Source organism: Scytonema sp. PCC 10023, assembly GCF_963920835.1.
Taxonomy (GTDB): Bacteria; Cyanobacteriota; Cyanobacteriia; order Cyanobacteriales; family Nostocaceae; genus Kalymmatonema.
The window spans coordinates 38,545-60,750 of record NZ_CAWUDP010000040.1; the positions used below are offsets into that span (position 1 = coordinate 38,545).

The following is a 22,206-nucleotide window of genomic DNA, read 5'->3' on the forward strand; positions in this document are numbered from 1 at the left end:
CCCTAATTGTGAACATCAAAGAATTAAAGAACCGCAGGCTGTAGCAGATGTAGACGCCCTCTGGGTGGTACTTCATCCGGATGAGAACCGCTAGATATCGTGAAACGCTTGAGCATCGAAGAATTGTTAGCCTGAGTCCGCGCACACTTGCGAAGAACCCAAGAAGCCGACACGGATATTTTGCGATTTGAAGACTTGAGTTTAAATCATCGCACGCGCGAAGGGTATCGTGGGACGCGCTTAATCGAGTTAACCGCCAAAGAATTTGATTGACTGGAGTATAGCGGTTCTGTGTTGGTTGTAGTATAGTCAGAACCCCACCCCTACATCTGACCCATCCCTTGCGCGTGCCGTTCGCGAGTGCGTGTCCGTTCGGCCTCAAGCCGTGCCCGTAAGCGCAAAGCGCAGGCTCCGCCAACGCGCAGCGTGTCCGTAAGGACTCAGGGCTCAGGACATAGGCATAGGGCAGTGTGGGATGAATTGCGGGACAATCGGCGTGCGTCCCCCGATTAATATCAACCACAGGTTGATTCGGGAGTGGGGACAGCGCCCTGATTGTCAATTTCTGGTATTATATAGATGGTCGTTGACCCGCCCGCCAGCAAACAGACAGGTTGGGAATAAGTAGCGGTAATACGCTTACCACAGAAAGCTCGGTAGACCAGGGGAAGCAACGCCATCAGCGCTCACGCTATCGCGCTCAAGTCCAAGTGGCGTTGTGCGTTCGCGAAGCGTCTCGAAGAGAAGAAAAATTAATATCTGCCGCTCGGTTGGCGGGCGGCTGCCGGGGTCTAGGCTTTGACAAGCGTAAACGTCGTTTTGACGAGAGATGCTGTGTAAGACCAAGTTGTGGCAACACTGCGGAGGCAACGGCAAGTGAGACCGGAAGCCTACACGCTCACCGAAGGGAGCGTGTAGGTACTTCACATTCGCTACTTACACCTCAAACTAGAGGCGAATCGTTAAATCACCCATCTGGTATTCAATCACTCATTTAGTTACCGCTACACTTAAAAACCGTAGACAACTTCAGGAGTGCGATGAGTTATCTCGAAACAGCGGCGCAGTTTTACAGTGAAGTCGCCCAAACACCCCAAGTAGGACTTTGTTGTGTGCAAAGCACACCCCTGCAATTACCAGGGTTGAACATTCCGTGTAAGATGCAGGAAATGAATTATGGTTGCGGTACCACCGTTCACCCCACCGAACTTGGAAATCAACCTACAGTGCTGTACGTTGGAGTTGGTGGTGGATTAGAAGCTTTGCAATTTGCCTATTTTTCTCGCCGCCCTGGTGCTGTTATTGCTGTTGATCCAGTGCTTGAAATGCGTCAAGCCGCTGCACGTAACCTGGAAATTGCTGCCAAAGAAAACCCCTGGTTTGATACCAGCTTTGTAGAAATTCGGGAAGGCGATGCTTTTAACTTACCTGTTGCTGATGATTCTGTTGATATCGTGGCGCAAAATTGCCTTTTCAATATCTTTGAACCAGAAGATTTAACTCGTGCTTTGCAAGAAGCTTATCGGGTGTTAAAACCAGGGGGAAGATTGCAGATGAGTGATCCAATTGCCACTCGTCCCATTCCAGAACATCTGCGAAAAGATGAGCAGCTGCGAGCGATGTGTTTATCAGGCGCACTCACTTATGAAGAATACATTGAGCGTATCATAAGTGCAGGGTTTGGTCAAGTAGAAATTCGCGATCGCCGTCCTTACCGTTTGCTCGATTCCCAGACTTATAACCTACAAGAAAACTTACTTTTAGAAAGTCTAGATTCTGTGGCTTTCAAAGTTCCAATTCCTGAAGATGGTGCTTGTGTGTTCACAGGAAAAACAGCAATTTACGCAGGTTCAGAACCATTTTTTGATGATGAAGCAGGTCATGTTCTTCCCCGTGGTATTCCAGCATCCGTGTGTGATAAAACTGCTGCAAAACTTGCAGATTTCATGCCAGATAAAATCATGATCACTGATTCAACCTGGCACTACAACGGCAGCGGTTGTTGTTAACCTTGTAGGGTGCGTTACACTGCGTTAAATCACAATACGGTTCAGTTAAGGTTGATGTGTAAAAAATCACGTGTGTAGAGACGCGCCATGGCGCGTCTCTACATTCTGTTCCTGATAACGGTTGTGGTCTTATCTGAACGGTATTGCGTTAAATCAGATGTTGCACCCAACAAGAGCCAGAGGCTCTAATATCTCGTTAACAGGTTGAACCTGGTAACGAGGGTTTGGAGGCTTCGCCTCCTGGAATGTGTACTAAACACACCTTATAATTTGCATTTTCACAAGCCAGACAATGATTCAAACAGCGATCACACCTTTCCAACAAAAACTTGCGTCTCCTTTAATAAAAAAAGGAATCACTGTTTTACAAATTAATTTAGGTAAGCGCTGTAACCTTGCGTGTACCCATTGCCATGTGGAAGCGGGACCAAAACGCACAGAAGAACTTTCTCCAGAAATTTGCCAACAATTGATTGAGATAATTCAGAGATTCCCAGAAATTAAGATTGTTGATTTGACTGGCGGCGCACCTGAAATGAATTATGGTTTCAAGCCACTGGTAGAAGCAGCAAGAGCAAATGATAAACAGGTGATTGTGCGGTCTAATTTGACTATCTTTTTTGAAGAGGGATTTGGCGACTTACCAGAATACTTCGCTAAACACAAAGTTCGGGTTGTTGCTTCTCTACCGTGTTATTTAGAAGATAATGTGGATAAAATGCGTGGTACAGGCGTGTATGATGGTTCCATCAAAGCGCTGCAATTGCTCAATCAACTAGGTTATGGCAAAGAGCCAGATTTAATCGTGGATTTAGTCTATAATCCACAATTACCAACAAGTGAAAATTTTTCCCAAACGCCAGATCAAATCAAGCTGGAAAGAGATTACAAAAAGTACTTGAAAGAAAGCTTTGATATTACTTTTAACAACCTCTTCACCATCACCAACATACCAGTTGGAAGGACAAAACTGTATTTAGAAAGGAAGAAATTATATGCTCCTTATTTGCAGTTTTTAGAGTCTCATTTCAATACGGGAACGGTTGAACATTTGATGTGTCGGGATGAGATTTCAATTGATTATCTGGGTAATGTGTATGACTGCGACTTCAATCAAATGATGAATTTACCTGCGAAAACTCGCGACGGGGAAAACATCACTGTTGCCAAATTGCTGCAAGCTGATTGTTTGGACTTGATAGGTGAGGTACAAACAGCAGCTTACTGTTATGGTTGTACCGCTGGTCGTGGTTCCAGTTGTGGTGGCGCTTTGGTGTGAAGTTCTTGTATGATTTCCTGGGCAAGGCGTTCAGCAACTTACTTGTGCTGGTTCACAATAATGTCGTTACCAAAACTGTTACCGGCGCTTTACTAACGCTTGTATAGGTTTATGATGAATCAAAGTTAAGTCTCCTCACACCACACCTATAACCGTGGACTCAATTGAGTTTCCACGGTTTTTTATTTTTTCATCGAATGTCAATAGACACTACCAAGTTTAGCGAACTTACGCAAAGGCGCTAGTCTCCTATACGAGAGGAAGCGCGTGGATACGCCGAAAAAATTTTTGTTACCAAAATTGTTACGAGCGTGTTTATACTGGTCAGCTACCATTATGATGATATTAAGTTAAGCTCCTCACACCACATCAATAGCTGTGAAACAAAAAGTTTCACGGCTTTTATTTTTGTTGTACAGTGACACATTATTTGTCATATAAGACAAATTGCTGTCGGTAAAGAAAAGGCGATCGCCTCACTTCCCTTTTCCCTGAGTCGGCGGAATTTTTCCTTCATCCTGTGCCTTTTTAATCGCTCGTTTGACAATTAACACTGCCATTTGAGACAAAGAACGCTCCTCTGCATCAGCCAACAGTTGCAGGGCTTCTTTGTCTTCTTCTTCCATGTAAAGAGTTACAGTTACTTTTCCCATATCACCATCATAAGCTCTGTTGTGTGTTTTTATATTAAACACATTAAATAACATAAAAACACACTAAATAACATAAAAAATATGTATAATTACTTATAAGTCAAAAGCCAGCGCACAACTTTCTCAGGGCTGACGCACTGGCTTTTGGCCCCCATATCACAGGAGACATATTCCATGTTAAAGCCTCGTAGTTCAAAAACAGATGAACACAGAGCTTATCAACAAGCTTTAGATGACTTCAACATTACAAAATTACTCGCAAAGCTCAACAACTACTTTGATGCTGACTTTAATACTGCCTGGATACAACCCCAGCAGCAAGAAATAGAAACTCTAGCTGCGATTCTGATTTGTCAGTTAACTCACAGCATCAATGGTAAGTTGATTGCCGATTATCTGAATCTCATCCAGCACAGTAACCAAGATATAGTCCCAGGCTTGATTAACCCTTCGGCTTCGCTCAGGGTTAACCTAAAATGCCCAGACGCATCTATTGAGCTTCCAGCCAATTTTCCTGATGTAGCGAAGACACCCAGATTTTTATATGGCGATTGCCTCCGGCACTGCGCTCCGCGCAATCGCTTGCGTTGGCTGACTGCTGAAAGCGATACTGACTGGGGTATTGTCATAGGTCGATTCTATAGCTTTGCTTCCCATCATTGCGACTGGACATGGTGTTACCTGATTTGGTTGAGCAAAGATAGCCCCAGCACCGCTTGGACATCTGCGGATATTGCTTGGGAAGAGGATTTAGAACCAATCAGCGAGGAGACAAACTTATGAATCCTCATCCACTCAAGCAGCGAGAGCAAGATTTGATTCAACTCTACAGTTACTGTCAATTGGGAATGACACCCAAGCAGTTTTACTCCAAGTGGCAGGTGAACTACGAAGAAATTGCTCAGATTTGCTCTCGTTCCGTTTCCACCGTTCGGCGCTGGTTTGCTAGAGGCAAGAACTACCGCCGTCCCATGTCCACGGATTTACGCCACCTAGCGCTGATGAACTTTTTACTCGAACACTTTGAGGATATCCCCGAAGAACTGTTGCAGAAGCTTTGCTTTCCAGACAAGAGTGAGTAGCAATTGAACCTAATTTCAATATCAAAATGATATTTCTTGCCAGCCACCGTCACAGTAGGCTGGCTTTTGTCTTGGAAATTATAGATTTTACCAGGAGAATTCGATGACTTATCTTGACAAACTCAATCCTTGGTGTCTAGTCCGACTTCAACCTAATATGCAGAACCAAGTTGTAGCTCGTTTTCGTCGCCGCAGTGATGCAGAAGCTCATCTACAAGTTTTACGCCGACTTATCCCAAATGGGAATTTGACACTGATTTTCAATGTGGCGTTAGAGCAACAAGACTTAATCAGGACTTACGCAAAGTCGAGAATGTCATACTGAGCGAAACGGAGTGTAGCGTAAGCGCAAAGCGCAGGCTCCGCCAACGCGCAGCGTGTGCCCTTGGCACTCAGTATCAAGGGAGTTCTTCGTTTCGCTAGCGCTACACTCAGAATGACAGTTTTTCGTTAAAATGCGTAAGTCCTGTTAATACCAATTCGTAATTCGTAATTATGTAGCGATGCCCTTGGCGGGGCTTTGCCCATCGCATCCTCCTGTCACCTGAAATTGCCACTCAATCCGGTGACAAGGTGCTTTATCTACATAGATTTTTTCAAAAATCAAATAGGAATCCTATAGAGATTTTGTTATCATATATTTACCCTGCTATAGCAATCCGCGCAGGATTTATGAAAAATCTTAAGTATTGTAGGGTGGGCAGTGCTTACCGTATTTTGCCCACTACATCCGGGTTTTGCTAAGCACTGCCCACCTTACGTGTCGTTCAAAAATCAGATACGAGTCCTATAGTTGCCAAGTCTGAACTTCCACTTGGGATAAGCCCAAAAGCAATCTATTTAGATATATCACGGGCATAGCAAGAGCGGAATTAAATCAAGCTTAATAGTTGGATTTTGGGAGGTTGAAAAATCAGATGACAGCGCCTCAACCAACAATATTTACAAACTCTCATCTTTACGAGCAAGATTTTTATCTGTGGATAGAGACAACAGCTAAACAATTAAAAGAAGGTAGATTTTCTGAGGTTGATTTAGAAAATCTTATTGAAGAGATTGAATGCATGGGGAGAAGTGAAAAACACGCGCTTCCGAGCAATTTAGTTGTTCTATTAATGCATCTACTAAAATATAAATACCAGCCAGAAAAACGCTCCTTAAGTTGGAAAGGAACTATTAGAGAACATCGCCGCAGGTTGAGAAGAACTTTTCAGGATAGTCCTAGTTTAAAACCATATTTCCAGGAAGTTCTGCCACAGTGTTATGAAGATGCAAGAAAGCAAGCCAGTGATGAAACTGGTTTATCGCTTGATACTTTTGGGGTAGACTCTCCGTTTACTGCCGATGAATGTTTAGATGAAGAGTTTTTACCTGACTAATTAAGTTATGATTTGGCAATACTAAGAGCGCACTCTGCTAAATTTGTACATCTTCAAAACTCATTGTCATAGATGCGATCTGCCGTTCGCGCAGCGTGTCCCGTTCGCGTTCGCGGAGCGTGCGCAAAGCGCTCAGCGTGTCCGTAAGGACTCAGGGACTCACGTTCATGCTGAGGGCTTTGCGCGTAAGGCAAGCGAAGCGATCGCTATGGCATAAATATTTCTCAAGTTCCAAACCCAGTAAACTGACGCACATAGGGTTCGTGAAACGCCAAAATAATATCTTGCTTGGGTACTCCCATTTCAACCAATCGATTGGCAATTCCTTCTTCCGTACCATCATGTTGAATCCATATTTTTCCATCTTTAATATCGAGATGTAAAATACAGCCAAAATCGCGTTTATTCCCCCGCCAACCAACATAAAGTAATTGATAGTGGTCTTGCTGTTCGTCAAAAATTGTTTGCACCTCATACTCTTCGGCATTTCGTTGCATTGAAGCTCGCTTTTGCCGCTCGCAAAGAAGATATTGAATATATTGCCGATATTTTTCTACAGCCATTGACGAATCACCTCCTCTTGTACATCGTAAATTATCAATCGTAATTGATATTTTGCAACTGCCGATGTAATAAATTTTCGTTGAAAAAAAGTTTCATAAATTGGGACGCGAACAGCTAAATAAACTTGGCGTTCTGGTTCAATTTTATCTAATGCATCCCGATAGTTTAAAAACTGTCCCAAGGCTGTATGAAATTCTGAAACATTTGATGGACTAATAAAACTTTTAACAAAAGAACTAGCTGTGTCAGTCGTCAGGAGTCAGAATGGCTCCTGTACGACTGGCGGATGAGTAAAGGGGTTTAAATAACGACAGTTAACACGGTGTTCACTTTCGTTGGGGTTTGAATCCCCATCCAATTGATTCTGAATTCTGAATTCTGTCTTCTGACTTCTTCTTCAATTTCCACCGCTATTTTTTGTCCCTCTTTCTCTGCTCCTAAAAGTTGCTCTGCTGCTAAATCAATCTCAAAATCTATATCATCCACATTGATTTCATAAGGGTCAGCCGTAATCTTCCAGCCGTCTTTTTCTAAAGCATTTCTGACAATCCGCATGAAATCTATCTTTCGCCATAGGAGTGTACTATACTAAAAATTAGGCTGGTTAAAGGTAGATAATACACAATATTCGCTTTAATTCGTATTTTAACTTAGGGTTACTTTGGCAGTAACGCCCAAAAATGTGCAAGCGATGCCTGCGGCGGGCTACGCCAACGCATCTTTTGGAAATCAAGCAACCGCAAAATCAGTGTATTGTCTAACATCCTCTGGATGGAAAGCTAAAACAATTTTATCTTTGGGAATTCCTGCGGCTACAAGTTCATTGGCAATGCCATATTCAGTCCCATCGCGCTGAATCCAAATTTTTCCATTAATAATTTCAATATGGATAATACAACCATGAACTCTTTCTTCTCCCTGCCATCCCAAAGTCATTACTATGTAATTAGTAGCTGTGCGATCAATGATAAGCTTTATTTCTAATTGACGATTTGCATAGGGTATTTTTATATAATCAGTCAGAATATCTTCGATGATTTTTTGATATTTTTCTAAGGTATCCATTGCACAATTACCTCTTGCTTTGGGTCAAATACAAGTAAACGTAAGCGGTTCTTTTTTAATAAAATTTTGCCGATGGTTTCGGTAAAAATTTCAGTGTAAGTTCGGCGGGGGATAGCAAGATATAAAATCCGGTCGCTTCCTTGTTCTTCTAAAATATCGTAATAAAGAATAAACTGTCCTAATGCATTTTCTAAATCTGTAACGGGAGAGGGATTAAGAAAACTCTTGATTTCAACTGCTATTTTTTGCTGACCTTTTTCTGCAGCTATAAGTTTTTCTGCACCCAAGTCTATATATAAATCTTTTGTCCCACATTTTAATTTAAATGGGTCATCAGTAATTAGCCAACCATCTTTTTCTAGGGCTGTTATCACAACATTATGATAAACATCTTTGGCAGGCATGAGTGTTTGCGAAAAGTGCAGTAATTGTGAGTTATACTTTATAGAATTTTAGCGTAATATGCTTTTAAATGTATCTTTGCAGACGAACAATGTAGTAAGAAAAATCGGGAGAAAACAGGCGATCGCAAAGGGGCAAGTGCCGTAAGTCCTAAAGGAGGCTTGTACCAACGCACAGCGTCTGTGCTCTTGAGAAGGCGATGCCTGCGGTGTTTGCTAGCCAACGCATTCATCAACAATTAAGGGATAATCTTAAAAACTTCAGTGGCTAGTTTTTTTGTTGAATGGAGATGTAGGGCGATGATAGCTTGTCGTCGGGAACACATCACCTGTTATGAAAATCTATCCGTTTCCGGAATCTAGGGCGCTGGTGTTGAATTTCTCTGATAGGAAAATATGTGCGACTCTCACGCCCTTACCCATGAACGAACAGCGTCAGCAAGCCTATTTCAACCTCATTCAACGCCTGTTGAGTTGCCCCAATAGTGAAGAGCCAGAGATTTTGGCAGCAAATTACGATTTACTCGATGTTGACTTGTTGCAAGCGATGAAAACTGTAGTAAAGGTTTTTTCGCAAAGAGGAAGTGAAAAAGCGGCACATTGGGCAAATCGGTTGAGAAATTTGAGTACCCAAATAGCACAAGCTCTGACAATACCCCAATCACCTCAAACACAAGGGGATACAGAGAACTTAGATGCATATCTTAAATTTTTACAACAGGTACTAAAAGCAACAGCAGAAAGTGGGAGTGATGTCAACGTAGTTTACCCGTTGCTGGCAAACAATACAGACAAACTCGACGGGGTGTTAGTAGAAATATTGCGCCGTTGGGGGACAAATAGACTGAGGGAAGTGGAAGCAAATGTGGCGAAATCCATCGCTGTACACATTGTCAATTTTAGCAATCTAATAAGGCAATTCCCCTTGGGTAACAAAGCCAGCAATATGGAAATTGCCATCACTGGCTATGAAATCGTGCTGAGTGTCATAACCCGCGACACCTTTCCCCAAGAATGGGCAATGACGCAAAATAATCTTGGTGTTGCCTATTCAGAGAGAATACTAGGAGAGAAGGCAGAAAATATCGAACAGGCGATCGATGCTTTGTCTGCTGCTTTGAGTGTCAACACCGAGCAAGCCTTTCCCCAACAATGGGCAATGACGCAAAATAATCTCGGTGCTGCCTACAGTAATAGAATTCAGGGAAAGAAGGCAGAAAATATCGAACAGGCGATCACTGCTTTTTCTGCTGCTTTCACCATCTACACCCGCGAAGCCTTTCCCCAACAATGGGCAGCTACGCAAATTAATCTTGGTGTTGCCTACTTTGACAGAATCACAGGAGAGAGGGCAGAGAATATCGAAGAGGCGATCAACGCTTATTCTAATGCTTTGAGTGTCTACACCCACGAAACCCCTCCCCAAGAATGGGCAACGACGCAAAATAATCTTGGAAATGCTTACGTTATCAGAATCAAAGGAGAGAAGGCAGAAAATATCGAACAGGCGCTCGCTGCTTATTCTGCTGCTTTGAGTGTCTACACTCACGAAACCTCTCCCCGAGATTACGCAATGACGCAAGTTAATCTCGCAAATGCCTACGTTAACAGAATCAAAGGAGAGAAAGTAGAAAATATCGAACAGGCGATCACTGCTTATTCTAATGCTTTGAGAGTCTACACGCACGAAACCTCTCCCCAACAATGGGGAATGACGCAAAATGGTCTCGGTTCTGCCTATTGTGAGAGAATTCTGGGAGAGAGCGCAGAAAATATCGAACAGGCGATCGCTGCTTATTCTGCTGCTTTGACTGTCTTCACCCGCCAAGCCTTTCCCGAACTATGGGCAAGTACGCAAAATAATCTCGGTCTTGCTTACCATAACAGAATACTAGGAGAGGAAGTAAAAAATATCGAACAGGCGATCGCCGCTTTTTCTGCTGCTTTGAGTGTCTACACCCGCGAAGCCTTTCCCGAACTATGGGCAAGTACGCAAAATAATCTCGGTCTTGCTTGCAATCACACAATACACAGAATACTAAGGGAGCGGGCAGAGAATATCGAACAGGCGATCGCTACTTTTTCTCCAATCACAGGAGAGAAGGCAGAAATTACCGAACAGGCGATCACTGCTTTTTCTCGAATCAAAGAAGAGAAGGCAGAAATTATCGAACAGGCGATCGCTGCTTTTTCTGCTGCTTTGACTGTCTTCACCCGCCAAGCCTTTCCCCAAGATTGGGCAAAAACGCAAATTAATCTCGGAAATGCTTACCGTGACAGAATACTAGGAGAGCGGGCAGAGAATTTAGAGCGCGCGATCGGTTGTTACCAACAAGCACTGGAAGTAAAAACCTTAGATGCATTTCCCGAACATTGGGCAAAAACGCAAATTAATCTCGGTCTTGCTTACAGTAACAGAATACTAGGGGAACGGGCAGAGAATTTAGAATTGGCGATCGCTTGTTCCCAAAATGCTCTTTTAGTTTATACTTTTGACGCTTTTCCCCAAAAGCATGCAGGATGTTTGTCGTATCTGGGGATGACTTACCAAAACACAAAGGCGTTTACCTTAGCTTACAATACCTTTAAATCTGCCATTGCCACAGTAGAATCTTTGCGGTCAGAAATAGTTTCTGAGGACGAAAGCAAACGCAAGCAAGCGGAAGAGTTTAACCTAGTTTATAGCAGCATGGTGGAAGTTTGCCTGGAATTAGGTAATAGAATCCAAGCAATTGAATATGTTGAACGTAGCAAAACACGCAATTTAGTTGAACGGATTCTTGAAAGTGACCGGAAAACTATCTTTCCTCCAGAAGTAGTCACTCAATTAGAAACATACAGGGATGAAATAGCCACAGGACAAGCTAAAATCCAAAATGGCAAAGCTGAAAATCCAAAAGTCCTTGCACAACATCTCCAAGAATTGCGACAGCAGCGTAATGAATTGCAAGACCACTACTTACCCGTTGGTTATGGTTTCAAATTTGACTCATTCCAGACTACTTTGGATGAGCGTACAGCCATTATCGAGTGGTATATTCTCAACGATAAAATTCTGGCGTTTATTGTCAAACATACAGGAGAAGTCACTGTTTGGCAATCCCAACCAGAAGATCGAAAAGCTTTGGGAAATTGGGGAATTCAATATTTGCACAACTACTACAATCAAAAAGACCAGTGGCTCAATAGCTTAGGGGAAGAACTCAAAAAATTAGCTTTGATTCTGCACATTGATGAAATATTAACTCAGATACCAAAGCACTGCGATCAACTTATCCTAATTCCCCATTGGTTCCTGCATTTGTTTCCCCTTCATGCACTCCCAGTCAGTCAAAATCCTGAAAATTCAGCTTGTCTTCTGGATTTATTCCCTCGTGGTGTGGGTTATGCACCCAGTTGTCAATTACTGCAACAAGTGCAAAAGCGACAACGCCCTGATTTTCAATCCCTGTTTGCAATTCAAAACCCCACAGAAGACCTCTCTTTTACTGACTTGGAAGTAGAAAGCATATTATCTTACTTTCCCGAACATCAAGTATTACCCAAAAAACAAGCCACAAAAGCTGCCTTATCCCAAGCAGCATTACAATTAAAAGAAGCGAATTATCTCCACTTTTCTTGTCACGGTTTATTCAACTTAAATTCTCCCCAAAATTCTTGTTTAGTGCTAGCAGATGCCTATGTTTCTCCGATTCCCGCTAATGCTAACCCCGAAATATATCTAATTGTATCCGATGACAAAGCTATAGATTTAAGTAAATGCCTGACGTTGGGTAATTTGTTTGAGCGAAATGAGCGAAATGAGCTAATTTTCGACTTTAGTCAATCTCGTCTCGTGGTTCTTTCAGCCTGCGAAACAGGCTTAATTGACTTCCAGAACACCAGCGATGAATATATCGGTTTACCCAGTGGGTTTCTCTATGCAGGTAGTAGCAGTGTTGTAAGTAGTTTATGGACTGTAAACGATTTATCAACATCCTTTTTGGTGATTAAGTTCATTCAAATTTTGAAGTCTGCTACAGATATGTCAGTACCACTTGCAATGAATCAAGCGCAGCGGTGGTTGCGGGATGCTACTAAAGAAGAGTTACAGGAATGGATGATTCAATTGCCTTTAAATAACACCAAGAAAGGAATAACACGTCGTCAAATTAATAAGATGACTGGAGAGAAACCTTTCGACTCTCCTTATCATTGGGCTGCATTTACTGCTGTTGGCAAATAGGAGAATAGTCATGTCTGATTATGAAAGTAGTGTTAACATTTTTATCCATGTATTGACAACTCAACCCTCATTGTTTTCAAAAGAAGATAGGGATGAATTAATTCAATTGATTGAGACACAACCTGATGAAATCGAATCTCTCTCCAATACTATCTCAGATTGGTGTTCAGAACATCCTGAAGTCGATGAGGCTTTAGCAGAAATTGAAGAATTAACAGAAAGAGCGCCAGGGGAGAAGCGAGCAAATACAAATATTCCCAAATACGAACTTGATAAAAAGCATATACTTAATTCTATTCAACAAAGTTCGTCATCTGCTAAGGAGGTAGAAAAACCGACTCGTAATAATTGATATTATGTGAAAATTTAGATCCCCGACTTCTTATAGAAGTCGGGGATCTGGACACCGCGACATTTCTCATCATTCTAAAATGGATTATTTTTCAACAGTAAAGGTAGCTTATCCCAAGCTAACTCTCTATGCCTTTCATCTGAAGCATAGCCTGGCACTAAAACCCAAACAGCCTGTAAAAAATGCCAACCATTTATGGCTAAAATGCCAGGATCTTGGTAAACAACTTGGTGTTCCTAAACTAGAAACTTTACCTGCACTGATTGAAAAAGAAAATAATAAAAAAACTAGTATCACTGGGGAAATACTTCCCGAACGTATTTTAACTTTCACCGCCATTAAACATAACAAGAATCTACACTTAAGCGGCGAAGCTAATCCCCTAGAAATTCACGATACCTACCCCCTTGATTTAACCCTACGTTATCCCCACCCAGAGGTACAACTCACTGATTTAAGAGGACTAAATCCAGATGATTGCTTGCTTCCTGAAAATATCAACGCTTCTCTAGGACAAACCCTAGTATTTTTTGCTAAACCTGTAGGACAAATAGATAACGAGCAAGCCTTCGCTGATGCTTGTGTTGTAGCATTACTATCAGAAGAAACTGTCCGGAAACTCAAAATTTATTGTCAGCATCAAGGGCAATTATTAGGTAGTCCTATATTTGAATATAACAATGATGCCGACTCTCCTGAAGAACAGTGTCATTTATTAATTTGGTTAAATACCCATTCCGAAACTACAAAATTAGAAACAGACGGAAAATATTATTATCCTTTCATTGACCTTCTCCTTTGCCGCAGTAAAATTATCTATGCTCGTTCTGAAGCTATATGGTGTCATGAACAAGCTAGAGAAGCCTATTCTGAGTTAGAACAATGTAAGCAAGAGTTTAAAGAACAAAAAAATAACCCCATCGATTTAAAATTTGATAAATTCAATCAATGGCTTCAGGAAATACCAGAAATTTCTTTTAATTATGTTGATTATTTAAGAGATTTAGAACTGCACAAAACTACGATTCAAACTAATAGCAAGAACTATCGTTTATCCCTTGACAAGCTAAATAAAATATGCATAAAATCAGATGATTTAGAATTCGTGTCCAACTTTCTGGAACTGGCTGAAGATACCTTTGTCGAACAAATTAATACTGACTTAGCTTATCTTACCCCCGGTCAAAACCTCTTTGACCAGATGATAGGGACAATTCGCGGCATAGTAGAGGTAGAACAAGCCAAGCGCGATCACTCTTTAGAACGCACCATCCAAGTATTAGGTATAGCTTTTGGTGGTGGTGCAATAGTTTCCGGTGTTGTCACCGAACACATAGATAAACCCTTTGCACAGCAGATAAATTTCAAGTACCCAGTTCATCCCCTAGTATTATCCTTGCTGTGGAGTCTTCTGGCTACCGTCGTTTTTGGTATGATGGCTTGGTTGGTTACTAAACCGAAACCCAAGAGAACTAAAGGAAAGTAAGTGGGGTTAGAATAAGTTATCCTAGTCACGCCATATCAGCAGTAGGCTAAACCAGACACAGGATTACTATGAGGCACTGTTACTGAGCAGATACATCTAATTATCGGGGACTTCCAAATAAAAAAATATCCCAAATTTTCTTGTGGGATGGGTGTCCCCACCCGTCCCAGTATTCAGGGCGGGCAGGATGCCCACCCCACAATTGAGGATAATTTATTTCTTGGAAATCCCTCGTGTCGTAACGACAACTTGTTGTGATCTAACGACAACTTGTTGTGATCTAACGACAACTTGTTGTGATCTAACGACAACTTGTTAGGATCTAACGACAACTTGTTAGGATCTAACGACAGCATATAAATTCCTAACGACAGCTTGTTGTGGAACTGCGATCGCCTTTTGGACAGCTCTCCTTTGCGGTAAAGTGTCAAATGCAATGACCAAGCTGAATTCACACCAGGAGGAAGCGATGAAAGCAGTTTTAATGACAGCAGCAGGTAGTCCCGAAGTTCTGCAAGTGCAGGATGTGCAAAACCCTGGCGTTCCTTTGGGAGAAACTGAACTTTTGGTACACTTACGGGCAGCAGGTATTAACCCGATTGACACAAAACTTCGTCAACGTGGCACTTTCTACCCCGACAAAATGCCTGCTATTTTAGGATGTGATGGTGCAGGTGTTGTTGAGGCGGTGGGTGCAGCCGTACAGGAATTTCGCGTAGGTGATGAAGTGTATTTTTGTCACGGTGGCTTGGGCGCACACCAAGGCAATTATGCTGAATATACCACTGTTGACGAGCGGTTTGTTGCCCGTAAACCTGCGTCTGTATCCTTTGCGGAAGCAGCCGCAGCGCCGTTAGTGTTAATCACTGCGTGGGAAGCTTTATACGAACGGGGACGTTTGGAACCTGGGGAACGAGTTTTAATTCATGCAGGTGCTGGTGGTGTCGGTCATGTAGCAATTCAACTGGCGAAGCTCAAAGGTGCTGATGTCTGCACGACTGTCAGTACTCGGGAGAAAGCGGAGTTCGTCCAAAAACTGGGTGCTGACCATGTCATCTATTATAAAGAAACAGACTTTGTGCAAGCAGCACTCGATTGGACTGGCGGCGAAGGTGTAGACTTAGCTTTTGACACCGTAGGCGGAGAGACTTTTCATAAAACTTTCCCAGCAGTGCGAGTCTATGGCGACATCGTGACGATATTGGAACCAGACGCTAACACCATTTGGAAAGCTGCTAGATTGCGTAATCTCCGCATCGGCTTGGAAATGATGCTTCTGCCAATGTTGCAAGGAATTGTGGAAGCGCAAGAACACCACGCAGAAATTTTAGAACAGTGTGCTAAATGGATTGATGCAGGGAAGTTGAAAATTCAAGTTAGCGAGACATTCCCACTGGAAGAAGCAGCTAAAGCTCATCATTTGCTTGGAACTGGGTCAGTGACGGGTAAAATTGTTCTGCTAATGGGAGATAAGTGATAGGAAATTTGTTTTGGTAAAATATGACCCCACCCCTTACCCCTCCTCCGCAGTCGCCTCAACGGGGGGAACCCCCGCACGGCGCTGCTCTCCGCAAGCGAGGAGGGGAAAAAATATCTCCCCTTCTGTGCAAGCAACGAGGGGAAAAAATATCTCCCCTTCTTTGCAAGTGAGGAGGGGAAAAAATATCTCCCCTTCTTTGCAAGTGAGGAGGGGAAAAAATATCTCCCCGTCCCCGCAAGTGAGGAGGGAAAAAAATACCTCCCCGTCCCCGCAAGCAACGAGGGGAAAAAAGACCTCCCCCTCTCTGCTTGCGGAGAGGGGGTTGGGGGGTGAGGTTTTTTCATCTTGGGTAGGGTGCTTAAAACAAGCTGGCTTATTGATTATCTTATGTGCGCTCTTATTTTTTTCACAACCCCTACCCGCATCGGGCGCACCTGCACAAATAGAACGCACTCCTTTAACTCTAGAATTATTACAAGAGCGACTGCATACGCCCATCCTTCGTGAAGGCAATGTCGTAGTAGATTTACGGCAGATGGTGATAGATTTACAACCAGAAAATGCGAGCTTTCGCGATGCTTTCTATCAAATCTTGCGAAAAGAACTGCAAAAAGCAGGCTCAAAACCTTTAGGTTTAGACTTGAGTTATTCTCTAATTCAAGGAGATTTTTTTGGCAGCGATTTAGGTTTGAGAACACCTCTATATGCTCAAGCGATCGCCCCTATTTTCACCTCAACTGAACAAGAACAACTGGAACGTTTACGCGAGGTTTGCTTGCAGTCACTGGTTGTCGCATTACCTAGTTCCAAAGACTGTAAATCGCTTTTAGCAAAGTCAACTACATCCACCGAAATTAGTGTTTTCCGTGGTTCGTTGACGCTGGTAGAAACTCGTTTCAATGGTATTGTGCAGTTTGCCAATACGTTTTTTCTTCAGCCAGTGGATGCCCAAGGTGCTATTTTTACTCAATCGGCAAATTGGACTGAAACAAGATTTAGCCGTGCAACCAGCTTTGCCAGTGCGACTTTTAAGAAAGAAAGCGAGTTTCTGGGCAGTATCTTCTTTGATAAAGCTAATTTGAAGCAAACGCAATTTCAAGAAAGCACATATTTCCAAGACAGCACCTTTGAGGATACAGCCAACTTCACCCAAGCAAATTTTAAGCATTTGGCTAAATTCAGTCGCGTGCAATGGCAAGGAAACGCTGATTTTTCTAATGTACATTTTTCCCAGCAAGCACAGTTTACTAAAGCTATTTTCAATCAGTTTTTCTTCCTCACAGAAGCGACATTTGAGCAAGCTGTAACCTTTCGGGAAGCACAGTTTAACCAACTTGTGAATCTGCAAAGCGCTAGCATTGTCAACTCTGCGGATTTTAGCGATGCTGGCTTTGCAAAGGATGCTTATTTGAATGTCTCTGGTCTAATTTTTAACTCTAACCAAGCAAAAATTTTAGGCAATCCAGGTCAAATTGGTAAAATCCTTGTGGTGTCTGGGTTGCAAGGCAATCAAAGCGTTTTGCGGAATTTAGGGCAAAATTTCCGTCTGTTGCAGCAAATTGGCGATGCGAATCAGTTGGAGTACACAAAGCAGCGGCTGCGACTACAGGATTTAAGCCGTCATCTGGTTGGTACGAATTTGAATAGTGCTTCTCAAGAACGTTTGGTAAAGCTGGGTTTTTCGGCAATTCAAGCAGAAGCGATCGCCCGTCGCCGTCTTCAACAATTATTTCGCAATAAAACTGAGTTACTTTCTTTACCGTATATAGATTATGAAACATACACCAAACTAAGCTCGGACTTATTTGTCAGCGAACCCCTCTCGCCATTTGGATGGTTAGTGCAAGCATGGAATTGGTTGGCGTTGAGTTTACTGCTGCTGCTTTCTGGCTATGGGACGAATTTTTGCTTGGTGATTGGTGTGGGGTTGATTGCGATCGCCTTCTTCGGTTTACTGTTTTGGTTTGTTGATCGTTTCCGTCGCCTTCTTCCAATACCAATTATTCCCACAGCTTACGAAACCACGTCGATGCTAACGAGTTTTAGCCTGTTAACACTGTTTGGCTTATTTGCTATTTTTCGGACAGGAGAACAGCCTTGGCTAACACTAGCGTGTCTTTTCGTTATTATCTTCCCGTTAGCGATCGCATTGTTATTCCGACTTTACCAACAAGGTCGCTATCACAACTTGATGGACGTTTCCTACTTCACAGAAGATGGGACTTTGCGCCAGTTACGATTACTTATTGGACGTTTGCCAGTGATACCCAGGTATCAAATGTTTCGTGAACGATATTTGCCTCTGTTGTGGAACAGCCGCTGGAACTGGCTCAATTATTACGACTTTAGCCTCAACAACCTATTGAGATTAGGCTTTAATGACATTCGCTTACGAGACGAGCACCTTCCTGGTATCATCTCGACACTTGCCTGGTACCAGTGGATTTTAGGTATACTTTACATCACCCTACTTTTGTGGACTCTCTCCCGCACAATTCCCGGATTGAACTTGCTGATTTATCTGAAGTAATACTTTGTTAAGTAAATTGTTGTCGAGTTTTAATACTAGCGCTAACGTTAAAGATATAGCAATCCGATTTTATGTTTGAAAAAATTTAACTATTTGTAGGGTGGGCAATGCTCACCAAAACCCAGATATAACTCTGATATAGTGGGCATTGCCCACCTTACGTGTATTTCAAAAATCACATAGGAATCCTATATTAACCCACGCTATTAACATTTCTCTCAGATTTTATAACTTTATCAATGCTTGAGTCCTGCCCATTTTTAACCGCTGACGAGCAGCCTATTTCTCTTGAGCAAGCCTTAAGATACCTTGAGTCTGCTGGAAAACTTGAGTCTGTTCTTTGGGTGATTATGCGTCAGCACGTCTTAGAAAAGGAACTACAAGCCCTAGACGATACTGATATTAATTCTGATTTAATCGAACAAGTCGTAATTGATTTTCGATTAAATAATCAACTTACTGACTCTGCAAGTTTCCAAGAATGGCTAGCTCAAGAGGGTTTAGATTACCCTACCTTTCGCAGCCAAATCGCTTCTAGTCTTAAGTTGGAAAAACTGAAAGCTCAAGTTAGTGAGCAAAATATACAGGAATATTTTATTGAACGCAAGATATTTTTGGATCGGGTAGTACTATCACGCCTAGTCGTAGAAGAACAAGCACTTGCGGAAGAGTTAAAAAGTCAAATTATCGAAGACGGTGCTAGATTTGAGCAGCTAGTTCAGGAATATTCTATAGCAGATGACCAGGTTTTCAATGGCATGATGGGAGCAATTAGTAAAGGTACATTGCCAGATGCCCTTAGGGCTGCTATTAATTTAGCAAATCCTGGAGAGTTGATAGGACCAGTGGAAGTTGAGGGGCTGTGGTATTTAGTTCGCGTTGAAAAATTCCTAGATGCTTCGTTAGAAGAACAGTTGAAACAAGAACTAGAAGATGAGCTTTTTGAGCAATGGTTAGAAGAGAAAATTCAAAATATTAATGTCAACCTTCAGGTGAAATTTTAGTGATAAATCATGAACTTACGCTGGGAAGAGTTGCCTTTTTGCTTGCTAACTCCTGAGCAGCAAATTCAATTAAGAAATCAAGCCCAAACTTATCATTATCAGACAGGAAATATAATTTGGTCTACAGATGAACCCGGAAGCCAATTTTTAATTATTTCGGGAAATGTCCGTCTTAGAGAAGAGGGAAACCCTAAGTCATCAACTTTAAAAGCAGGAGATTGGTTTGGAGATTTACTAGAGCTTTCTGGAAATTTTAAAGCTGTGGCATCTGCAGCACTGTGGCAGCAAGCTTCTTCTTTAGAATTAAATAGCTTTTGGCAGCAAGAGCGATCGCGCTATCAACCAATAGAGGCAAGTCTCCCTCAACCAGTATCAGGCTATCCATTTATCTTGAGTCCCAACACTGCGGCTGCTTGCTTAACAATGGCAGCTCAATACTTACAAAATCCTATCCAATTGGAGTCGGTACAGCGTCAACTCCGGGGACAGCACCCTCACGATGTAATGGAGGCGGGTGAAAAGTTGGGGTTGCAACTGCGACAGCTACAAGTGACTTGGAATGATTTGCGCTCATTATCTTTCCCTGCTTTGCTGCTTTGGCAACCCCCCCTTCATCCCCCCCTTGGCAAGGGGGGGAAAGAGGAGGGGTGGATTGTTGTGTATGGCATGAGGGGTAATCGCTTAATTATCGGCAATCCCACCAACCTCAGTCAAACTTGCGAAAGCGTTCCCCAAAAGATGCTTGAGGAAAATTGGGATGGGCAACTTTGGCAAGTAGAACCAATCCAAAAGCAGGAGAAATTCAACCTCAGTTGGTTTGTCCCAGCGATTTGGCGCTACCGCAAGTTGCTAGCAGAAGTCCTGTTACTTTCTTTTGCGCTGCAATTGTTGGGGTTAGCAACGCCGATTATTACTCAGTTCATCATCGATAGAGCATTGGTGTACGGAAACCGTGGCACTTTGGATGTGATGGCGATCGCTCTCCTTATTGTTGCTCTTTTTGAGGCAACTTTGGGCATTTTGCGGCTATTCATCTTTACCCACACTGCTAACCGTCTCGATTTGAGTTTATCCTCTCAGTTGTTTCGTCAACTGATGCGCCTACCCTTAACTTATTTTGAATCACGTCGCGTAGGTGATACCGTTGCCAGAGCGCAGGAATTAGAAAATATTCGTCAGTTTATGACAGGTACAGCCTTAACTGTCATCTTGGACAGTATTTTCTCAGTGGTGTATCTGGCATTAATGTTTTCTTACAGTATCACCCTCACCTGGGTAGCTTTGGCTGTGATTCCTCTATTTGCTGCCTTAACTTTAGTAGCAACGCCCATACTACGCCGTTGGCTAAATGAAACTTTTGATCGCGGTGCTGATAGTCAATCTTTTTTAGTAGAGACAGTGACGGGAATTCATGCTGTGAAAGCCCATGCAGCTGAACGCAAATCGCGCCGCCGTTGGGAAGGTTTGTTTGCCCGTTACATTCGCACGAGTTTTAAAGCTTCTACCACTTCTAATATTGGCAGTAATATCGGCGACTTTTTAACTAATTTTTCCTACTTAATTATTCTCTGGTTTGGAGCCGGACTCGTCATCGAACAAAAGCTGACAATAGGTGCATTAGTTGCTTTTCAAATGTTAGCTTCTAGAGTCACAGATCCACTGCTGCGGTTAGTACAGCTTTGGCAGGAATTCCAGCAAGTGTTACTATCTGTGGATCGGCTGGGGGATATCCTCAATTTTGCCCCAGAAGCTGAACCCGGTTCTGGTGTGGTTTTACCACAGTTAAAGGGTAATGTACATTTTGATAAAGTATTTTTTCGCTATCAAGAAAATCAAGAAGAACCTGTTTTGAAAGGTATTTCTTTCACTGTGCAGCCAGGAATGTTTGTGGGAATTGTGGGGCGAAGCGGTTCTGGTAAAAGTACCCTTTCTAAACTTTTGCAACGACTTTACCAACCAGAATCAGGCTCAATCTTGATTGATGATTTTGATATTAAAACTGCTGATATTGGCTCTTTGCGGCAACAAATTAGCGTTGTCCTCCAAGAAGATTTTCTCTTCGACGGTACCATTTCCGAAAACATCACCTTTGGCGATGTAGATATTACAGCAGAACAGGTAAAACAAGCAGCACGACTAGCGGTTGCTCATGATTTTATCAACAAACTGCCCCACGGCTACGAAACAAAAATTGGGGAGCGGGGAACTTCCCTATCTGGCGGACAACGACAACGCATTGCTCTATCGCGTTTATTCCTTTCCCAAGCCCCGATTTTAATCTTAGATGAAGCGACAAGTGGCTTAGATAGTGAGACAGAACAAAAAGTCTTGCAGAACTTGCAGGAAGTAAAGGGGGAGCGTACGGTATTTATGATTGCTCATAGATTTGGAGCCTTGAAACGAGCAGACTTGATTTTAGTATTAGAGAAAGGGGAGATTGTGGAACGAGGCAATCACGAAGAGTTGCTGGAGAAAAGAGGCGTGTATTGGGCGTTGTATCAACGGCAGTTGGCTAGCGTGTAATTTATTAAATTTTGTAAAATATAATAAATTACACAGTAAAGGCTTTTAAAAACAAATAGAAGTCAAAATTCAAGATTTTTATGGTTGTTTTCAGCCATTTTATATGTAAAGAGATGAGGTTAAAACTGTAGAGGGGTTTACTTCATCTTTGGCTTTGATAACAAGCCAGATAAG

At 42.5% G+C, this 22,206-nt stretch carries 20 protein-coding genes and 1 pseudogene; 15 read left to right on the forward strand and 6 right to left on the reverse strand.

Annotated features, from left to right (window positions below; genetic code table 11):
* Positions 1 to 96 precede the first annotated feature (96 nt).
* From ACM0OZ_RS23450 to arsS, 4 genes and pseudogenes are all read left to right on the forward strand, one after another.
* Positions 97 to 270 (forward strand): annotated as a pseudogene (locus ACM0OZ_RS23450) (DNA-binding response regulator); the annotation flags it as partial.
* A gap of 344 nt (positions 271 to 614) precedes the next feature.
* Positions 615 to 998 carry a hypothetical protein gene (locus ACM0OZ_RS23455; RefSeq protein ID WP_414585218.1) on the forward strand — a complete coding sequence of 128 codons (384 nt, stop codon included), beginning with the start codon at positions 615 to 617 and terminating at the stop codon, positions 996 to 998.
* Between the two features lie 42 nt (positions 999 to 1,040).
* A complete protein-coding gene (gene arsM, locus ACM0OZ_RS23460) occupies positions 1,041 to 2,009 on the forward strand; it encodes an arsenosugar biosynthesis arsenite methyltransferase ArsM (protein ID WP_414585219.1) in 969 nt (322 codons plus the stop codon).
* 292 nt (positions 2,010 to 2,301) lie between these two features.
* Positions 2,302 to 3,288, forward strand: coding sequence for an arsenosugar biosynthesis radical SAM (seleno)protein ArsS (gene arsS / locus ACM0OZ_RS23465; RefSeq protein ID WP_414585221.1), 987 nt, complete (start codon positions 2,302 to 2,304; stop codon positions 3,286 to 3,288).
* Between the two features lie 476 nt (positions 3,289 to 3,764).
* On the opposite strand, the gene ACM0OZ_RS23470 is transcribed toward arsS, so the two are convergent.
* On the reverse strand, positions 3,765 to 3,995 hold the full coding sequence (locus ACM0OZ_RS23470) for a ribbon-helix-helix domain-containing protein (RefSeq protein ID WP_414585223.1): 231 nt from the start codon (positions 3,993 to 3,995) through the stop codon (positions 3,765 to 3,767).
* Between the two features lie 120 nt (positions 3,996 to 4,115).
* On the opposite strand from ACM0OZ_RS23470, the gene ACM0OZ_RS23475 reads away from it, so the two are divergent.
* The 4 genes from ACM0OZ_RS23475 (at position 4,116) to ACM0OZ_RS23490 (ending at position 6,402) form a co-directional block, all read left to right on the forward strand.
* Positions 4,116 to 4,724, forward strand: coding sequence for a hypothetical protein (locus ACM0OZ_RS23475; RefSeq protein ID WP_414585224.1), 609 nt, complete (start codon positions 4,116 to 4,118; stop codon positions 4,722 to 4,724).
* Positions 4,721 to 5,023, forward strand: a complete 303-nt coding sequence (locus ACM0OZ_RS23480) for a helix-turn-helix domain-containing protein (protein ID WP_414585225.1) — start codon at positions 4,721 to 4,723, stop codon at positions 5,021 to 5,023. The genes ACM0OZ_RS23475 and ACM0OZ_RS23480 overlap by 4 nt, the downstream gene beginning before the upstream one ends.
* Before the next feature lie 103 nt (positions 5,024 to 5,126).
* Positions 5,127 to 5,348, forward strand: a complete 222-nt coding sequence (locus ACM0OZ_RS23485) for a hypothetical protein (protein WP_414585226.1) — start codon at positions 5,127 to 5,129, stop codon at positions 5,346 to 5,348.
* 592 nt (positions 5,349 to 5,940) lie between these two features.
* Positions 5,941 to 6,402, forward strand: coding sequence for a DUF29 domain-containing protein (locus ACM0OZ_RS23490; RefSeq protein ID WP_414585258.1), 462 nt, complete (start codon positions 5,941 to 5,943; stop codon positions 6,400 to 6,402).
* A gap of 224 nt (positions 6,403 to 6,626) precedes the next feature.
* Here ACM0OZ_RS23490 and ACM0OZ_RS23495 read toward each other — a convergent pair whose 3' ends face one another.
* The 5 genes from ACM0OZ_RS23495 to ACM0OZ_RS23515 form a co-directional block, all read right to left on the reverse strand.
* The gene (locus ACM0OZ_RS23495) at positions 6,627 to 6,899 is read right to left on the reverse strand and encodes a XisI protein (RefSeq protein ID WP_414585259.1); all 273 of its coding nucleotides are present in this window, start codon (positions 6,897 to 6,899) and stop codon (positions 6,627 to 6,629) included.
* A gap of 56 nt (positions 6,900 to 6,955) precedes the next feature.
* A complete protein-coding gene (locus tag ACM0OZ_RS23500; RefSeq protein ID WP_414585260.1) occupies positions 6,956 to 7,222 on the reverse strand; it encodes an element excision factor XisH family protein in 267 nt (88 codons plus the stop codon).
* A gap of 44 nt (positions 7,223 to 7,266) precedes the next feature.
* The gene (locus tag ACM0OZ_RS23505; protein WP_414585227.1) at positions 7,267 to 7,521 is read right to left on the reverse strand and encodes an element excision factor XisH family protein; all 255 of its coding nucleotides are present in this window, start codon (positions 7,519 to 7,521) and stop codon (positions 7,267 to 7,269) included.
* A gap of 174 nt (positions 7,522 to 7,695) precedes the next feature.
* Positions 7,696 to 8,031, reverse strand: a complete 336-nt coding sequence (locus ACM0OZ_RS23510; protein ID WP_414585228.1) for a XisI protein — start codon at positions 8,029 to 8,031, stop codon at positions 7,696 to 7,698.
* Complete coding sequence (locus tag ACM0OZ_RS23515) at positions 8,019 to 8,435, reverse strand: element excision factor XisH family protein (protein ID WP_414585229.1); 417 nt, start codon at positions 8,433 to 8,435, stop codon at positions 8,019 to 8,021. The genes ACM0OZ_RS23510 and ACM0OZ_RS23515 overlap by 13 nt, the downstream gene beginning before the upstream one ends.
* 418 nt (positions 8,436 to 8,853) lie before the next feature.
* Here ACM0OZ_RS23515 and ACM0OZ_RS23520 point away from each other — a divergent pair, with 418 nt between their 5' ends.
* The 7 genes from ACM0OZ_RS23520 (at position 8,854) to ACM0OZ_RS23550 (ending at position 22,032) form a co-directional block, all read left to right on the forward strand.
* Positions 8,854 to 12,657, forward strand: a complete 3,804-nt coding sequence (locus ACM0OZ_RS23520) for a CHAT domain-containing protein (protein WP_414585230.1) — start codon at positions 8,854 to 8,856, stop codon at positions 12,655 to 12,657.
* Positions 12,658 to 12,667: 10 nt separating this feature from the next.
* Complete coding sequence (locus ACM0OZ_RS23525; RefSeq protein ID WP_414585231.1) at positions 12,668 to 13,009, forward strand: hypothetical protein; 342 nt, start codon at positions 12,668 to 12,670, stop codon at positions 13,007 to 13,009.
* 79 nt (positions 13,010 to 13,088) lie between these two features.
* A complete protein-coding gene (locus tag ACM0OZ_RS23530; RefSeq protein ID WP_414585232.1) occupies positions 13,089 to 14,495 on the forward strand; it encodes a hypothetical protein in 1,407 nt (468 codons plus the stop codon).
* Positions 14,496 to 14,964: 469 nt separating this feature from the next.
* On the forward strand, positions 14,965 to 15,972 hold the full coding sequence (locus ACM0OZ_RS23535; protein WP_414585233.1) for a zinc-dependent alcohol dehydrogenase family protein: 1,008 nt from the start codon (positions 14,965 to 14,967) through the stop codon (positions 15,970 to 15,972).
* A gap of 379 nt (positions 15,973 to 16,351) precedes the next feature.
* Positions 16,352 to 18,505, forward strand: coding sequence for a pentapeptide repeat-containing protein (locus ACM0OZ_RS23540; RefSeq protein ID WP_414585234.1), 2,154 nt, complete (start codon positions 16,352 to 16,354; stop codon positions 18,503 to 18,505).
* 239 nt (positions 18,506 to 18,744) lie between these two features.
* Positions 18,745 to 19,509, forward strand: a complete 765-nt coding sequence (locus ACM0OZ_RS23545) for a peptidylprolyl isomerase (protein ID WP_414585235.1) — start codon at positions 18,745 to 18,747, stop codon at positions 19,507 to 19,509.
* Between the two features lie 9 nt (positions 19,510 to 19,518).
* Entirely contained in the window at positions 19,519 to 22,032 is a 2,514-nt protein-coding gene (locus ACM0OZ_RS23550) for a type I secretion system permease/ATPase (protein ID WP_414585236.1), read from the forward strand.
* The last annotated feature ends 174 nt before the right edge of the window (positions 22,033 to 22,206 follow it).

What these genes read in the sequence shown, in the direction of transcription:
- ACM0OZ_RS23485 (WP_414585226.1), top strand. Translation starts at nt 5,127, where the DNA reads ATGACTTATCTTGACAAACTCAATCCTTGGTGTCTAGTCCGACTTCAA.
- ACM0OZ_RS23535 (WP_414585233.1), top strand. Translation starts at nt 14,965, where the DNA reads ATGAAAGCAGTTTTAATGACAGCAGCAGGTAGTCCCGAAGTTCTGCAA.
- ACM0OZ_RS23495 (WP_414585259.1), bottom strand. Translation starts at nt 6,899, where the DNA reads ATGCAACGAAATGCCGAAGAGTATGAGGTGCAAACAATTTTTGACGAA.
- ACM0OZ_RS23520 (WP_414585230.1), top strand. Translation starts at nt 8,854, where the DNA reads ATGAACGAACAGCGTCAGCAAGCCTATTTCAACCTCATTCAACGCCTG.
- arsS (WP_414585221.1), top strand. Translation starts at nt 2,302, where the DNA reads ATGATTCAAACAGCGATCACACCTTTCCAACAAAAACTTGCGTCTCCT.
- ACM0OZ_RS23515 (WP_414585229.1), bottom strand. Translation starts at nt 8,435, where the DNA reads ATGCCTGCCAAAGATGTTTATCATAATGTTGTGATAACAGCCCTAGAA.
- ACM0OZ_RS23470 (WP_414585223.1), bottom strand. Translation starts at nt 3,995, where the DNA reads ATGTTATTTAATGTGTTTAATATAAAAACACACAACAGAGCTTATGAT.
- ACM0OZ_RS23505 (WP_414585227.1), bottom strand. Translation starts at nt 7,521, where the DNA reads ATGCGGATTGTCAGAAATGCTTTAGAAAAAGACGGCTGGAAGATTACG.
- arsM (WP_414585219.1), top strand. Translation starts at nt 1,041, where the DNA reads ATGAGTTATCTCGAAACAGCGGCGCAGTTTTACAGTGAAGTCGCCCAA.
- ACM0OZ_RS23510 (WP_414585228.1), bottom strand. Translation starts at nt 8,031, where the DNA reads ATGGATACCTTAGAAAAATATCAAAAAATCATCGAAGATATTCTGACT.
- ACM0OZ_RS23550 (WP_414585236.1), top strand. Translation starts at nt 19,519, where the DNA reads ATGAACTTACGCTGGGAAGAGTTGCCTTTTTGCTTGCTAACTCCTGAG.
- ACM0OZ_RS23475 (WP_414585224.1), top strand. Translation starts at nt 4,116, where the DNA reads ATGTTAAAGCCTCGTAGTTCAAAAACAGATGAACACAGAGCTTATCAA.
- ACM0OZ_RS23530 (WP_414585232.1), top strand. Translation starts at nt 13,089, where the DNA reads ATGGATTATTTTTCAACAGTAAAGGTAGCTTATCCCAAGCTAACTCTC.
- ACM0OZ_RS23525 (WP_414585231.1), top strand. Translation starts at nt 12,668, where the DNA reads ATGTCTGATTATGAAAGTAGTGTTAACATTTTTATCCATGTATTGACA.
- ACM0OZ_RS23480 (WP_414585225.1), top strand. Translation starts at nt 4,721, where the DNA reads ATGAATCCTCATCCACTCAAGCAGCGAGAGCAAGATTTGATTCAACTC.
- ACM0OZ_RS23545 (WP_414585235.1), top strand. Translation starts at nt 18,745, where the DNA reads ATGCTTGAGTCCTGCCCATTTTTAACCGCTGACGAGCAGCCTATTTCT.
- ACM0OZ_RS23490 (WP_414585258.1), top strand. Translation starts at nt 5,941, where the DNA reads ATGACAGCGCCTCAACCAACAATATTTACAAACTCTCATCTTTACGAG.